Below are 15186 nucleotides of genomic sequence, written 5' to 3' on the forward strand. Positions count from 1 at the left end.
AGGTATTCGTATTTTCGCCCATAACAGCGACACCTAGACAATTCATATTGTTATCGGTTAAGACCATACGATCTGACACTTTCCAACTTGAAGAAGAATATGTATCTCCTTGACTTAACGTTTTATAGTTTTTACCAAAGTTTGGTGTGCCTTTATTATTATCTAGCCAAAATAAAGAAACTGGTGTGTTAGTTGTATTTGTAAATGTAAAGTTCGTAGAATTAGCATCTACAGGACGTGCATATTGTTGAACTAAATCACAGCTACCAATCGTATCTGCTGATGGTGATTGTGCACTTTTTGGTGCCACAGCTTCAGAATTTGCTAATACAAAAGCTTCAAAACCATTTTGTGTACGTTCAGCCACCCCCTTGATCACTTCGATATAAGCAGCATTATCACCTGCCTGTAATGCAGAAGTTAAACTTTCTATTTCTGTTGGATGTTCTTCTGATAGGTAACGCATAGCAAAATAACTCCAAGGGTATAACTCATCATAGCCGTAAGCCATAAATAGTAAGTTATATAATGGTGGAATAGTTTTGCCTTTTAATGTATTTAATGTTCTTGGATGATCATTACCATTAGCCATGTATTCTGCCATACCTTCAGACCAAGATACATTGTAATCAAATGAACCATATGAACCTGCTTTTACATATCTGCCATCTAAGTAATGTACAAATTCATGACGTAGATTGTAGATTTGATCTATATATTGACAAGAACCACCTACCCAGTCATCAGGACATTGCATTGCAATGAATCTCGCTTGGTTTGTATCTGATTCAGGTGTGCCTTCTAAGTACATACCACCATTATCTGTACTGATCCCAAAAAACTCAGGAGCATATTTTTCATAGTCAGTAGGACTTGCAAATGCAATTACTTCAATCGTATCGTTTTTATCACCAGTTACTGGAATGCCGTTAGTATTAAAAAATGCATGGAACTCTGTTTCTTGTAGTGCCATATCAGCACAAGATTGATCGAGTGTTGCTTGGCTAATGCTACTTTGAGCTCTTATGGTAATTTTATCAGTACAGGCATGGGAGACTGTTAATATATCTTCTTCTTTTGGTGGTACAACACAACTGCCGAATAAAGGATCTGTCGATTCACATAAACGACCTGCTGACTCTAGGTAGTTTTTAGTGATAATTTTTTCAGTCGTTTCAACTGAAATATCCTTAGTTACTTTACCGTGTATCTCTAAAACAGTGCTATCAAAACGTACTTTTGCTTCATCAGTAGCAATACTCGCGACTTTACCTAGCGCTATCATAGTATGTGGTAAAATCCACTTTCGATCCGCTTCCGTTGACCAACGCATATCTAAAGATGTTTCACCAAGAAATGCAAAAGAGCGCAGTACTGATAGAACGTCTAGCATATTTGTATTAATTGCTGATTTAACACTGGCATCACCATAATATGCTGCAGATCCAATCGCACCTAATAATGCCATCGTTGAATCGCCTGCATTACTGATTGAAAATGGATTTGTTGTTAATGAATGTGATTGAATTATCGCTAATAAATGTGGAAGATGATCTTTAAAGTATGCTGCACCGGCTTTACGCTCAAAATTATTTAATGCTTTAGCATATCCCTCTTGTATTACAGCCCCTCCCTCACCTAAAAAACCAGTCATTTTAGCCACTGCTTGTAAAGCAATGCTTAACTGGGCCGCTTCAGCATCAGTCATATCTGCTGCATAATATTTATATGAACCTAAAAAGTATAAAATTTGATTTAGGTCTGGATCAGTTAAATCATTGGTACTGGCTAAATAATGAAGTGCTTGTGCGACATGAGTAATAGGATCAACATTGGCGCTTGCAATGGCTTCAAAGTCGCTATAACTGGCAGCCAAAATAGCTGGAATTGTACTGCCGTAGCCAGATTTTGATGTGATTATTGGTGCTGGTAGAGAGACTTGAATATCAGTATTAAATACAATGTAATCACCCATTGGAGGCGGAATGTCTCCTCCTGTTACAGTCACTATTAAACTCGTTTGTTCTATATTACCTGAAATTCTAAAGTATCGATTTCCAGCCCTAGAAGTAAAAGTTAATGTTTCGTCATTAGTTCCTGAGGTTTTACTTGATTGTTCTTCATTCCCGCTCCAATCATCCCCATCATATAAAATAATATCAGCATCACTACCTGAAAATATACCACCAGATGTCGAGATAGTTACTTGGCTATTTTCATAAGGGACATTGATAAAAAGATAATGACCGTAGTCCGTGATGCATTGCATTTGGTTTAATGGGACTTCGCCTTGTCTATCTAAAGTTTTCGTACCACATAACTGAGAAGCATGTGCTGATCCCATATTTAGTGAGAATAAAACGGCACTTGCTAATAATGTTTTTTTTGTAGTTATCTTCATAATAATTCACTTCACTTCTTGAATGTCAGGGCACTAAACTCTGAAAGCAGAGGCTCCTTCACTAAAACTGTTTAATGTAACAATTTTAGGTGTCCAATTTATCCCTATTAAATTAGAAACAAATGTTAAAACAATGTTTCTAAAGTTAATATATAACATCAAATATATTGTATGCAATGTGTTTTTTATAGTATTTAACAGTAAAAAATCCATAAAGTTATAAATAAAAGATATATAACAGGTAGTTAGATGATTATTTTTGTATGTAAATTAATGTAAACAAAATGGTAAATAGTGCTGAAGTAAAAGGTAAGATTACAGTGATGATTAAATTAATGAAAAAAGTACAATAATAATGACTGGTAAGATAGGATGGAAATAAAAAACCGCTTTAGTTAATACTTAAAGCGGTTTTGTTTTATACTTTAATAGATTTAAAATTCAGCGTTATGATATACATTCTGAACATCATCACAATCTTCTAACATTTCAAGGAAACGTTCAAAGATTTCTACATCTTCTCCAGAGATAGCAGTCATATTTTGAGGTACGAAAGATATTTCTTCTACATCTAGTTTAACACCCATCGCATCTAAAACTGTTTTTGTATTATTGAATTCAGTATGAGGTGCAAAAACTGTTATTTTTCCATCTTCACATTCCACATCAGTGACATCTACATCAGCCATCATAAGTTCTTCAAGTACAGCCTCATCGTCATCGCCATCAAAAACAAAAATAGCAAGGTGATCAAACATATGAGAAACAGAGTTTTGAGCACCAATTTTTGATTTTGCTTTTGTAAAACAAACTCGTACATCAGCAAAAGTACGGCTATTGTTATCAGTTAAACAGTCTACGATGATCATAGTGCCACCAGGCGCATAACCCTCATAACGTGTAGAGCTGTAATCCTCACCACCGCCACCTTTAGCTTTATCAATAGCACGGTCTATGACATGAGCTGGTACTTGATCTTTTTTCGCACGTTCAATCAAACGACGTAATGATAGATTTCCATCAGGATCTACACCGCCGTTTTTTGCACAAACATAGATCTCTTTACCGTACTTTGAGTAAATTTTTGTTTTTTGACCAGCTGTTTTAGCGATATCATTTTTTTTATTCTGGAAAGCTCTGCCCATCTGAATTCTAGCCTTAAAATCTTTCATTTAAATATAAGTACAATTTTAACGGTAAAAGGTGCCCTAACGCCAGTAAAACTATGTTATTTAGATTATTTAGTTGTGGGTTTAATCTTTAGTAAAATTTGAATTGAAATTTATGTCTCAATATAAATTTGTAAAATATGATACATTTATCAATATTTTTGTAAGTGTATTTTTATGCTGCAAACCTGAAATCAAATTAGCCTTTTGTAGTTTGTCTGCTAGTGTTTAAATGATTAAAAAAACGATGTTATGGTGTAATATAAGTGACTAAGTAAAAAACCGTATAAGTTTATCAATTTATTGGCGTCAGCCCTATCCTAGCAGATAAAGCATAACTTTTGTTTTGAGAATCACTTTTCAATTGAGATAAAACTCAGGATTTTTTACTACTTAGCTGTAACCACTGTGAACTTTTAAAACCAATTAACATTGCTAATATGAATAAAAACACTTCTAAGATGCCATAAGATATACTTGCAATTGCAGGACCTGGACAATAACCCGATAATCCCCACCCAACTCCAAATATAATCGCCCCTGAGATAAGCTTTACATCAATGTTTTGTTTTTTTGGCAGATGAAACCTTTTTTCATAAACTGGCATTTTTTGTTTGAATATAACTTTAAAGCCAATCGCTACCGTTATTAAAGCCCCCAACATAACAAAGATTAATGATGGATCCCAAGTACCAAATACATCTAAGAAGTTTAAAACGACATTTGGGTTAATCATAGTTGAAATAACTAAACCTAAGCTAAACAGTATCCCAGATAATAATATGAGTAAATATTTAATCATTTTACTGACCTATAATATGTCGGATAATAAATACTGTAACGGCACCACTGAACATGAATAAACAAGTAGCGATTATTGAACGCATAGATAATCGCCCTATTCCACAGACTCCATGACCACTTGTGCAACCACTGCCTAAATGAGAACCAAAACCAACTAATAAACCAGAGGCTATAATAACTGGAAATGAAAGTGCATCTGTGGATACTTGCTGGTTATGAGTGAAAATGTCTAATAAAAAGGCACCTACAACTAAGCCTACTATAAAAGTTATTCGCCAAAGTTTTCCACCCTCAGGATTTGTTTTTAACAAACCACTTGATATCCCACTGATCCCAGTAATTCGGCCTATAGACATCATTAAAATTAACGCCGATAACCCAATTAAAATGCCACCAACTAATGGCATTAAATATAGTAGAACATTTAACATGTGATACCTTGAAGTATTATATTGAAGATTTAGAATACAATAAAAAAATATATTAGCAAATACTAATTTAGGTTTCTCTAATTTAATTATGGATTACAAAATGCTATTGCATTTATTGTGTGTCATATATACTTATATTTTTAAAATATTATTAATTATCAATGAAAGAAATGAGCATTACACAAATGCATGATAAAGCAGGTAAAGCTGCGGCTATATTAAAATCGATGTCAAATGAAAATAGATTGATTATTTTATGCCATTTAGGCATCTCTGAAATGTCGGTAACACAGTTAAATGAAGTTATTCCTTTAAGCCAATCCAGCCTATCTCAACATTTAGCTAAATTACGCAAAGAGAAACTCGTTAAAACAAGACGAGAATCTCAAACGATTTATTATAGTATCGCTGATGATATTGTTAGTAAGATGATTACGCTACTTCATAATGAATATTGTTAAATTAGTTACCTATAAAATCACCAATATTGCTCAACAGTTATATGTCCAGGGGATTTTCGGCGATTTCGCTCGTAGCCCATTTGATTTAAAATTGAACTTGTATCTTTAACCATTTGTGGGTTACCACAGATCATAAATTGGCTCGTATTGATAGAGGGTGTAATGCCACAAAAATCAAACAATTCTCCAGAATCTAAAAGATAAGGCACTCTACCCTCCAAACCTAATGAGTTTTCTTCGCGACTCACAACGGAAACATACTTAAGTTGTGAGTATTTTTGACATAAGCCGTTAATTAATTCTTGATAAGATAAGTCTTCTTGGTTTCTAACTGCATGAACTAATATCACTTCAGTAAAGTTTTGCCATACAGCTTGCTGTTGTAAAATAGATAAAAAGGGTCCTATTGCAGTACCTGTTGATAATAACCATAATTGGTCAGATTTTGGCACTTCATCTAACGTAAAAAAACCTGAGGCAATTTCTGAAATTTCAACTTCATCTCCTGGTTTTAAACTTGCCAGAGGGCATGATAAGCTTCCCTCATCGACCTTAATCAAATAAAATTCTAAATCTTGATCTTCAGGTGAATTAACAAATGAATAAGCTCTAGCAACCCGTTTACCATCAATGTTCATTGCTAATTTAGTAAATTGACCCGCCTTAAATTCTTTGATGGGGGCATTTATCACTAATGAAAATAACTTATCATTCCACCATGTTATTGCTTTAACTTGTCCTGTTAGCCAATTTGCCATTTAATGCACCTTGAAAAGTAAAGTTACTTTAAAAATGACAGAAAATATGCAATTAATCAATATTTTGGAAACAAAAAAAGGGCAACATATGTTGCCCTTTATAAACTCAATTTGGGAAATTTAGTTTATTTTATTCAGGTGTTGCTTGTAATGTTAAAGTCATACCTGATGCAGCTGAGTAACCGTAAATATCGATGTACCAAGTACCTGAAGCTGGTGTTGCAAATGTACACGTTTCTGCATTACCATTTTCATATGGACGACAGTCATAGGCTGTTTTAGTTGATTGCTTGCCCTGTGTAACATATAAATCTGCATCGCCAGAACCACCTGCAATGGCTACTGTTAAATCAGCATAACCTGCAGTTAAATCATATGTGTAACGAGTCCAGTTTCTTCTTGCTACAGATATATTTGACACAGTCTCATTTACTGGTTGTACTGCACCACCATTACCGCCACCATTATCTGATTCAGTAAAAGTACCAGTTAAAGAAACGTCAGAAAAACTACTATATGCTTTTACACGAACATAATAAGTACCGGCTGTATCAGTCACAGTACAAGACTCTGTATTTCCACTCTCATATGGACGACAGTCATAGCTGTTATCTGTAGGAGTTGAACCAAATTTAACATACATATCAGCATCACCTGTACCACCTGACATAGCAAAAGAAATATCAGTTGCGCCTGCTGGTACTTCCATAGTGTAAACTACATCATTACCTGTAGTTGCTGCTAGACCTGTTTTAGCTACACCATTTTCAAGTACTGTGTTACCTACTGGTGGTTCAACTGGACCTGGTCCTGTACCACTTCCGTCACAACCATTTGCAGTGATGTAATCAATTGCATCTTTAGTTTGTGCTAGGCCATAACCAAATTTAACATCACGACCAGAATCGCCAAGATCCTGCGCTGTTGTATTTAGAACATTACGGATTTCAACATTTGTACAAGAAGGATGATGACTCCATACTAAAGCAGCAACACCAGCTACATGAGGGGATGCCATTGAAGTACCACTCATTTTACCGTAATTACCCGCGCCAATATTGATGCTTGCGCTCATACCAATGTTAGCTAACATTGCCGCACCATCAGTGTCTGATACTGTCACGCCTGGGATTGAAGTTGCATTAGTATCACCTAAAGTACCACCAAAGCTACCAGCTGCATTATTATAAATAATCGCACCAACACCACCGCTATCTTGACATGCTTTTACTTTATCGTGGAAAGATATGTTACCACGTTGAATTAAACAAATACGACCAGAAGCACCGTTGTCAATAGCTTCACCAGTTCCTAAGTTATACAAAGAACCACTTGCTGTACCTTGATTTTCCATTGCATTTGCTGCGTAACCAGTCCCTGCTACAGAAACTTCAACAACAGAACCACCGCCTGTATGATAAGTTGAGTATACATCAACACCTGGGCCTGAAATTTCTACTTGGCTATTTTTTTGTGAGAAATCAGCAAGTGCTTTTGCACTATCAATTGCAGCAACTGACATTACTGAATCATAAGAAGCAGGGAAACTTTCAATGTCAGTTGTTTTTGTTACAACACCGTCATTACCCGCTGCTGCGATTAGTAATACACCCGCGTCATAAGCTGCTTTTATACCATTCTTTTCTGAAATACTTGAACCCGTTCCACCTAAGCTCATATTGATAACATCAGAACCGTTATTTTTACATGTATTAATTGCATTAACTAAATCAGAAGAATATCCCCAACCGGCCTCATTAAATACTTTAATGATATGCATGTTTGGATTTGTTCCGATCACACCACGAACACCTATGCCATTATTTAATGCTGCAATTGTTCCAGCAACGTGAGTACCGTGAGGACCACCGTGTGTAAACCAGTTACCTGTACCACTATCATTCGTGCCTGTTATCGTGTCTCCACGAACACCCATATCTTCATGTGGTAAGTCTAACCCTGAATCAATAACACAGATTTTTTTACCGCCAGAACTTGCCGATGCAACACTGTCATCAACTTGATCTGCTTGAACCATGCCAATGCCATATGGCACATTTTGTGCCATTAAACGGCGTGGTAAATCTTCTTCAACATATTCTACATTGCTATCAAAGCTTAATGCGATAGCATCTGATGCACTTAATTCCGCTGCAATAATATTTATATTTTTATGCTCAGCTTTTATCTGTCCACCAAGACTTTGTAATTTGCTTTTTACTGTAGATGCAACTGATAAATCATCAGAAGCAAAAGCTGCAAAGTTGTCATCCATTCCAACAGTGCTATTTTGTTTGTATTTTATAATAAAGCGTTTAGGTAAAGGTGATGAAGCAACTGAGTTAATAGCATTATCTGTCAGCTGAACACCTTTTGGTGCTGCATATAAGGCTGTAGATACTGCTAGTGATAAAGCACTCGCCGTCATCAGAATGGTTCTAGTTGATGTATTTTTCATATTTATTACCCTGGATGTTTCAATTTATAATTGTTGTTAGCCCGTATTGGGAACACCAAGGTAACACTAAAAACACAACTGAAACATTAAATTAACAACCCTTATGTTAATGAATGTAAATGCATAAAGTATGCAAAACTTAAGGTTATGATAATATTGGATTAAATTTTAATTTTCGATTACTATTTTGTTTATCTGAATAATAAAAGTGCAATATTTAGGTAATAAATTCCACTTTATGTGGTTTTTGTCATTAAAATGTTAACTAATCAAAGTTGATGGACATAGTGTTATTACAAACGAGTTTACGGATTTTAAAGGCCGAACGGTAAACGATTTTGAAAACGGTATTGAAGTTGAGGTAAAAGGATCTTTAAATTAAAATGATATTTTAGTTGTCACCAAGTTAGAGTTTGATGATTAAGATTTCATATATTTTGTAACAAGATAGAAGCGGTTTATCTCTTCTATCTATAATTTATCTAGTACTTTATAAAATGTATCTTTAAACCAAGGAGTATATTTATTTGCAGTGTTTTTAAGCTCTAATTCTATCTGTTCTATATTTAGCCAGTCGATTGCATTTACTTCTGCTGGATTAGGTCGGATTTGTAATTTGTCTGACGCTTGTTTACTGAGGTGCTTTACAAATAAATGATCAAACTCATGCTCAATTAAATCATTAGATAATTTAGTTTTATAGCAATGACTATCGACCCAAATAAGGTTGTTAACGGTAAAACCTAACTCTTCAGTGAGTCGGTTAATTGCTGATTGTGTTATGTTTTCACCTGATTGCGGATGTGAACAACATGTATTACTCCATAATCCGCCACAATGATATTTAGTTAATGCACGCTGTTGTAATAATACTTCTTTTACTCCATTAGTTTCTCGTAAAACAAAAATAGAAAATGCTCGGTGCAATAAACCTTTTTCATGGGCTTGCATCTTATCAGCAGTACCTAATTCATTATCATTAACATCTACTAATACAACTCTATTACGTTCCATACACATACTCAAAAATAATCGCGATGTATTATATACCTAGGTATGGTTAGATGCGAGTCTATAATTGCATCTAGCCTTACTTATATATGAGTTTAGTTCACTTAAATAGTGGACCGAAAATAATTAGCTATTAAATGAAATTATTGTTATTTTGTTTATTAATTTAAAATAGAGCAATAACTCTACGGTTGATTCTTTAAAATGAAACATGACATCATAAATTTTGTGCATGCTAATGGCTTCCCTGCTAAAAGTTACAATACATTTTTAGATTTATTTAGCGATGACTTTAAAGTTATTGCATTAGAAAAGTATGGGCATAACCCTTTATATTCTATTACCCATAATTGGCAATACCTTGTTGATGAGTTAATCGCGTTTGTGATCACACAAAAAAAAGCACTTAATCGAGAGCATGAAAAAGTAATTAATATTGGACATTCGTTTGGTGGTGTTATTTCCTTTATGGCAGCATGTCAAAGACCTGACCTTTTTAAAGGCCTTATTATGCTAGATCCACCGGCTTTTACAGGCACAACAGCTTTTATGATGAAGTTACTCAAAGGTACAAAATTATTCGATAAAATATCCCCTGCGGGCAAATCAAATATAAGACGTAAGCAATGGCCATTAAATACTAATATGGTAGAACAGTTTAAACACAAATCATTATTTAAAAACTTTGATATTCGTTGTTTATCTGACTATGCAAACCATGGGTTTGTTAACAGAAATCAAAAACAAGAGTTATTATTCTCAGCTGAGGTGGAAACTGAAGTTTTTAGAACGCTACCTGTTAATCTTGGCAGTTATAAAAGTAAGTTGAATATTCCTGCAACATTAATTTATGCTCAAAATGGTGTATGTACTGGCAAAGCGGTAAAACGCTTTGCCAAGCAAAATATTATCAATACAGTAGAGTTTGCAGATGCAGGTCATATGTTTCCATTAGAAAAGCCAGAACAAACTGCTGCACTTATTAAAGGTATTATTAAGACATTTTAAATGTTTTGATTTATCTTTTTGAAAAAAACGCATCTAACTTTTGTGCACTTTTACGTGAGTATCGCTGAAATTTACGTAACCACTGCTTTGCTATTGGATATTCTTTACTTAACAAAACAAGGGCTAATGGGATAACGATAATTGCAGGGCCTGGTAAAATAATAAATAAAAGGCCGATTAAAAGTAAAAAACCGCCTACTAATGTAATTGCTATTTTTTTCATTTGTTTCATAGATTAGTCCTTTATAAATATTGATTGTTTTAATTATTTATGAAGGCAAACTCCATTCCATTATTTTACTAATTAAAAATCAATGTATTATGAAATTTCTTATTTTATAAGTTGCGTATTTTGACCAAATATTAGTGTATTAATTATTTTATTAACTTCAGAATCAATAAGTTTACTTGTGATCCATACTTTGCCAGAATTCTGTATTGCATGAGATGCATTCACTAATAGATTAATAAAGACTTGTTGTAGTTTCTGCGGGTAGCCATAAATTACAGAAGACGCTTCAAGTTGTGTAATAAGCTCTACCTTATATTCTAGTTCATTTGCAACTAATACTAAGCTCTTGTTTATTAGCTCATCGATATTTACAGGTTCCATTTTTTCATTGTCTTGATGAACGTAACTACCTAAGTCTTTGATTATTTTTGATACTCTACCTGTTCCGTCTTGGCATGATTTGATAACAGCTTCAATATCATTAAAAATATAATCCAGATCTTGCTCTTAATAATAAGTTTCAATTTCAGTTGATGGTTTATTTTCAATGACAAGTTTTTTAAAATCCATGATCACTTGATAATACTCAGTTAATATCTCGATATTACTTCGTATATAACCAATAGGGTTATTAATTCATGGGCGATACCTGCTGCTAACTGACCTATGGATGCCATTTTTTCAGCATGCAATAATTGTTGATTTAATTGTGATAAAGCCAATTGATCGTGTTTTCTATCATTAATATCACTTATTGCAATTAAATAATGATTTTCACCAAAAATAGAAACTAAACATCCTGAGTATTCAATATAAGATTTTTTATATTTGAAGATCAAATACCTTCTTGCATTGTTTTTGTTGCGCTATTTTTATCAAAGTTACCATTTACCATAGCTAAAATTGGTAAAAAATGACCAATTTTTTTATTTAGAATATCCTTATCATCAGCTTCAAATAGTTTATTAACTGCTTTATTTGTTTCCTTAATTATCCCTATTTCATTTACTAAAATAATTGAAGTGGGTACTGAATTCATTATGCTAGTAATACGTTTATTAGCTTCATCTGCATTTCTTTGCAATTTAGCTTTCGTTATTTCTAATTTAATGTGTTGCGTTAAATTTTGAATGGTTTGAGATAACTCAATGACTTCTTCCGGACCATAGTGTTATACAAATTTAATGTCTTCTTCAGTATCTAATTGTTTATTCGCAATATGGGTAATATTCTCTAGTGGCTTTACAATATTTTAATGATCCAGCGTGTACCAAATATGATCATGAATAAATATATGGCAATTAAACCTGAAACCCATGCTTTCAACTTATTAATCGCATTTTTATGTTTATTAGTTAAGTTTAACTCTTGTGCTATATAATTACTTTTTAATCGTTCGATGAGTCCAATAGTATTTGTCGTAATCACATCCGAACTTTCTATTGCTAAATCCCACTTTTTATCTTTTGGGTTATTTAGAGTAAGTAAAGAAGCGATAATGTCATCGTTGCTTTTGATCATTGAAATTAAGTAACTATTCACTAGGGGAAAATTATTTTCTAATGATCCTTTGTAACTATTCAGCCTTATCTTCAATAAATACACCTGGAAGCTGATTTTTGAATAGCAATTCAAGAGATAGGCTTGCAGATACATATTGTTTTCTGCAAGTCGATAAATAGCTTCTGATCAAACAGAACATCTCTGCGCCTTGCATACTTCTAAAACATCCAGATATTTTTTGATGAACTTTTGTCATCCTGATATCATTCTCTCCTTGATTATTGGTAAATGGAACTCCAGCGCTCGTCAGAAAGCGTAAGACATCATCTTGATAATCTCTTAATCGTTCCAACAATGCTCTGGATTTTGTTCGTTTTAATCGCCCTCGCTGACCTTTTATACGGCTGTTTTCATCGGGCGCGGGGCATTCAATTTCACCTCCGGCTAGTATTTTTTGATATTGCGTTAAGTACTGCCGCTTAGTGTCTTCATCTAAGTTGAGGTCATCCATCGCTATTTTTACTCTTTTTTCATGAGGATAAAAATACGTCCACGACGTCGTTGACGCGCCATGAAGTCATCGCCGTTTTCCACCGATATTAATACCAGTTTCATCAACATGTAACGTTTGGTGAGAGCTTTGTAATGACGTTTTTATGATATCTTCTGCACCTGATGACTTGACCAGTTCATCGGCTTGCTCATTAAAGTTAAGCAAACTACACGCACTGATGGGGATACCGAGCTGGTCGGCAAAGTATTCTTCAATAGGGTTATAATGGAGTAATTGATATTGGGATAAGTAAACGGCATGCGCTTTCACAACAACGCCATACTGGATAGGACTGTTAACGCCTTCTGGAAACTCACCAACAAAACGTTTTCCTTACGCATTTTCAAGAATTTTTGCTTGGTATTCTGTCACCACTTTACTGATGTCGATGTCGACAACTTGCCACTTTTGAAAACCCACCTCACGATAATGTCCTTGAGGTAACATGTCTCGGTCAACTAAAATGACTTCTATCTCATCCGGTGTATCTGTCTAAGTTAGCGTTTTACCCGTTCGGACTTTTTGTCCACCCGTTGGTTTATCTGATTTATCTTTGGTTTGTTTTTCTCGGTTAATATCTTTTGATGGCGCAATACGACTATTTTTACTGTTAAGTCCCAATTTACTGGCAAGCATAACAACGATAACAAGAATAAGCTCGATAGACAGCTTCAACGCAGGCGTGAGACTTTTATCTTCTTGTAACTGAGCTTTAGTTTTCTCAACTATTTCAGTGATGTTGATGCTGTTTAAATTCATTGAAGCTAGGGCGATTAAGTCATAGCACTGGCTTGGCAAACTGGCAGGATCGGTCAATAGCTAAAAAGGATCATTAGAAAATAATTTACCCCTAGTGAATAGTTACAAAACCGACATGCCAAACATTATAATTGGCATCATGTGTTGGGTATTTGGACAATAATTCCATTGTTTATCATAGTCATTACAGCGACTGTATTTCATTTTAATTGGGCAAATGAAATACTCTATGGGGCATATTCAGAAGCACCTCCAGGCCCACGCCAAAAGAGAATTCCCGTAGACTTAATTAATGGCCAGCAAACTTATAAAGAATTGTTTAATTTTGCAAAACAACACGCTAAAGATAACGGTGCCAGCGATTGGCATTCAATGTGGCTAAAATTTGGTCGTGAAGTCGGTAATACCCGTTTTTATATCGATCGAAGCCTTGGAAATAACTACGATATGGCCTATGCACTATATTTATCAAATGATACAGCAGAAGTTATTCGAGTTAAACGATGCTCAGATTGGTCAAGTGGGGATCAAGCATGGGGAGTCGTTAGGTTCTTACATACTGGCAATATTTTGGTTTTATAGGACAAACTATCGCCGGCCTATCCTCTTTAGCAGCATGTTTTTTAGTATATACCGGGTTTACACTTTCGTGGCGGCGGTTAATTAAGCCTTTTAAACGTCGAAAAATATCTCAAATATTAAATTAAAATCTTTCATATTAAATACTTTTTGCTGCCAACTGGTATTTTTATACCCCTTGTAATAACTCGAGTATATTACCTTTAATGCAGGCTTAAAAGTGATGTTAATGCCTGCTTAATAGCAAGGTATGTAACAAAAAATAAGAGTGTTTAAGCTAAAAACTGTAAATATTTATATGATCTAAATGACATCTTAGATCAAACACCATATTTCTAACCAAACTAATTACTACAAACGGTAGTAATTGGTATGTTATTTAATCAACATCCAAAATACGAACCATATATCTAACCAAACATATTCAAAAAGTTCATTAACTATACGAATTAAGCTATATAGACAGCATATTTCTAACCAAACATATCTGCATTGCATGAGCTTTTTAACCATAAGATCCAAAACATAATATAAAGTCGCATATTTCTAACCAAAAAATCCATATTCCGTGATTTAGTAATCAATATATTGGTTATAAATTTAGATCTATAAATAAATAAACATGATGTTTCTAACCAAAAAACCAAAAATTAAACTGTTTTTTATACAATAAATATCTCAAGGCGCATATTTCGAACTAAAAAATAATGAAGCAGCATATTTCTTACTAAAAAATGCGAATTAAGTTTTTATATAGTTAGAAATAATGATCACGATTTCTAACCAAATATATGGATCTAAACATTGATCTAAAAAACAACAAAATGAGTATTACTTGTAATTAAAATTTAAATTTATTGTAAATAAAGTTTAACAATGAAAATCAAATGTGTATTTTACCTGTGAGTAACTCATTTTTTTGGTAAGAAATACCGTTCTTATTAATTAGATTATCTGATCTTTTAGTTAGATCTTTTGATCGCAAAAATTTATTTTGGTTAGAAATAACGTATTTGATAGTAAGAAATACAGATCTAAAAGCCCATAAAAGCTTGTTTT

General features: G+C 33.9%; 14 protein-coding genes and 2 pseudogenes. 3 read left to right on the top strand and 13 right to left on the bottom strand.

Translation table 11 applies throughout. The annotated features are described in order from the left end of the window. The 4 genes from PSA_RS18605 to PSA_RS18620 all read right to left on the bottom strand — a co-directional run. A partial coding sequence (locus PSA_RS18605; protein ID WP_197276854.1) for a collagenase occupies nucleotides 1–2401 on the bottom strand: 2401 nt, incomplete at its 3' end. Nucleotides 2402–2835: 434 nt separating this feature from the next. Next, nucleotides 2836–3546: a YebC/PmpR family DNA-binding transcriptional regulator gene (locus PSA_RS18610; RefSeq protein WP_042145416.1), complete on the bottom strand. Its 711-nt coding sequence runs from the start codon at nucleotides 3544–3546 to the stop codon at nucleotides 2836–2838. 400 nt (nucleotides 3547–3946) lie between these two features. Then, nucleotides 3947–4372 carry a DUF6691 family protein gene (locus PSA_RS18615; protein ID WP_052379989.1) on the bottom strand — a complete coding sequence of 142 codons (426 nt, stop codon included), beginning with the start codon at nucleotides 4370–4372 and terminating at the stop codon, nucleotides 3947–3949. Between the two features lies 1 nt (nucleotide 4373). After that, the gene (locus tag PSA_RS18620) at nucleotides 4374–4805 is read right to left on the bottom strand and encodes a YeeE/YedE family protein (RefSeq protein WP_042145418.1); all 432 of its coding nucleotides are present in this window, start codon (nucleotides 4803–4805) and stop codon (nucleotides 4374–4376) included. 170 nt (nucleotides 4806–4975) lie between these two features. Here PSA_RS18620 and PSA_RS18625 point away from each other — a divergent pair, with 170 nt between their 5' ends. Then, complete coding sequence (locus tag PSA_RS18625; RefSeq protein WP_042145420.1) at nucleotides 4976–5266, top strand: metalloregulator ArsR/SmtB family transcription factor; 291 nt, start codon at nucleotides 4976–4978, stop codon at nucleotides 5264–5266. Between the two features lie 17 nt (nucleotides 5267–5283). Here PSA_RS18625 and PSA_RS18630 read toward each other — a convergent pair whose 3' ends face one another. The 3 genes from PSA_RS18630 to idi form a co-directional block, all read right to left on the bottom strand. Further along, entirely contained in the window at nucleotides 5284–6024 is a 741-nt protein-coding gene (locus PSA_RS18630) for a ferredoxin--NADP reductase (protein ID WP_042145423.1), read from the bottom strand. Nucleotides 6025–6154: 130 nt separating this feature from the next. Beyond that, entirely contained in the window at nucleotides 6155–8482 is a 2328-nt protein-coding gene (locus PSA_RS18635) for a S8 family serine peptidase (protein ID WP_042145425.1), read from the bottom strand. A 471-nt stretch (nucleotides 8483–8953) separates the two neighbouring features. Next, nucleotides 8954–9496, bottom strand: a complete 543-nt coding sequence (idi, locus tag PSA_RS18640; protein WP_042145428.1) for an isopentenyl-diphosphate Delta-isomerase — start codon at nucleotides 9494–9496, stop codon at nucleotides 8954–8956. Between the two features lie 201 nt (nucleotides 9497–9697). Between idi and PSA_RS18645 the strand changes: the two genes are divergently transcribed. Next, complete coding sequence (locus PSA_RS18645) at nucleotides 9698–10501, top strand: alpha/beta fold hydrolase (protein WP_042145429.1); 804 nt, start codon at nucleotides 9698–9700, stop codon at nucleotides 10499–10501. Nucleotides 10502–10511: 10 nt separating this feature from the next. On the opposite strand, the gene PSA_RS18650 is transcribed toward PSA_RS18645, so the two are convergent. From PSA_RS18650 to PSA_RS24765, 6 genes and pseudogenes are all read right to left on the bottom strand, one after another. Then, the gene (locus PSA_RS18650; protein WP_042145430.1) at nucleotides 10512–10733 is read right to left on the bottom strand and encodes a PGPGW domain-containing protein; all 222 of its coding nucleotides are present in this window, start codon (nucleotides 10731–10733) and stop codon (nucleotides 10512–10514) included. Nucleotides 10734–10832: 99 nt separating this feature from the next. After that, the gene (locus PSA_RS18655; RefSeq protein ID WP_042145431.1) at nucleotides 10833–11114 is read right to left on the bottom strand and encodes an ATP-binding protein; all 282 of its coding nucleotides are present in this window, start codon (nucleotides 11112–11114) and stop codon (nucleotides 10833–10835) included. Nucleotides 11115–11323: 209 nt separating this feature from the next. Then, nucleotides 11324–11572, bottom strand: coding sequence for a hypothetical protein (locus tag PSA_RS18660; RefSeq protein ID WP_042145434.1), 249 nt, complete (start codon nucleotides 11570–11572; stop codon nucleotides 11324–11326). Continuing rightward, nucleotides 11569–11817 (bottom strand): PAS domain-containing protein, encoded by a 249-nt coding sequence (locus PSA_RS18665; RefSeq protein WP_042145436.1) that lies wholly within the window; start codon nucleotides 11815–11817, stop codon nucleotides 11569–11571. Before PSA_RS18665 ends, PSA_RS18660 begins: the two co-directional genes overlap by 4 nt. A 158-nt stretch (nucleotides 11818–11975) precedes the next feature. Further along, nucleotides 11976–12254, bottom strand: a complete 279-nt coding sequence (locus PSA_RS18670; protein ID WP_127924116.1) for a hypothetical protein — start codon at nucleotides 12252–12254, stop codon at nucleotides 11976–11978. A gap of 55 nt (nucleotides 12255–12309) precedes the next feature. After that, a pseudogene (locus PSA_RS24765) lies at nucleotides 12310–13548 on the bottom strand (transposase). A 126-nt stretch (nucleotides 13549–13674) separates the two neighbouring features. On the opposite strand from PSA_RS24765, the pseudogene PSA_RS18690 reads away from it, so the two are divergent. Beyond that, a pseudogene (locus PSA_RS18690) lies at nucleotides 13675–14130 on the top strand (PepSY domain-containing protein); the annotation flags it as partial. Between the last annotated feature and the right edge of the window lie 1056 nt (nucleotides 14131–15186).

Origin of the sequence: Pseudoalteromonas sp. '520P1 No. 423' (genome assembly GCF_001269985.1) — a bacterium.
Taxonomy (GTDB): Bacteria; Pseudomonadota; Gammaproteobacteria; order Enterobacterales; family Alteromonadaceae; genus Pseudoalteromonas.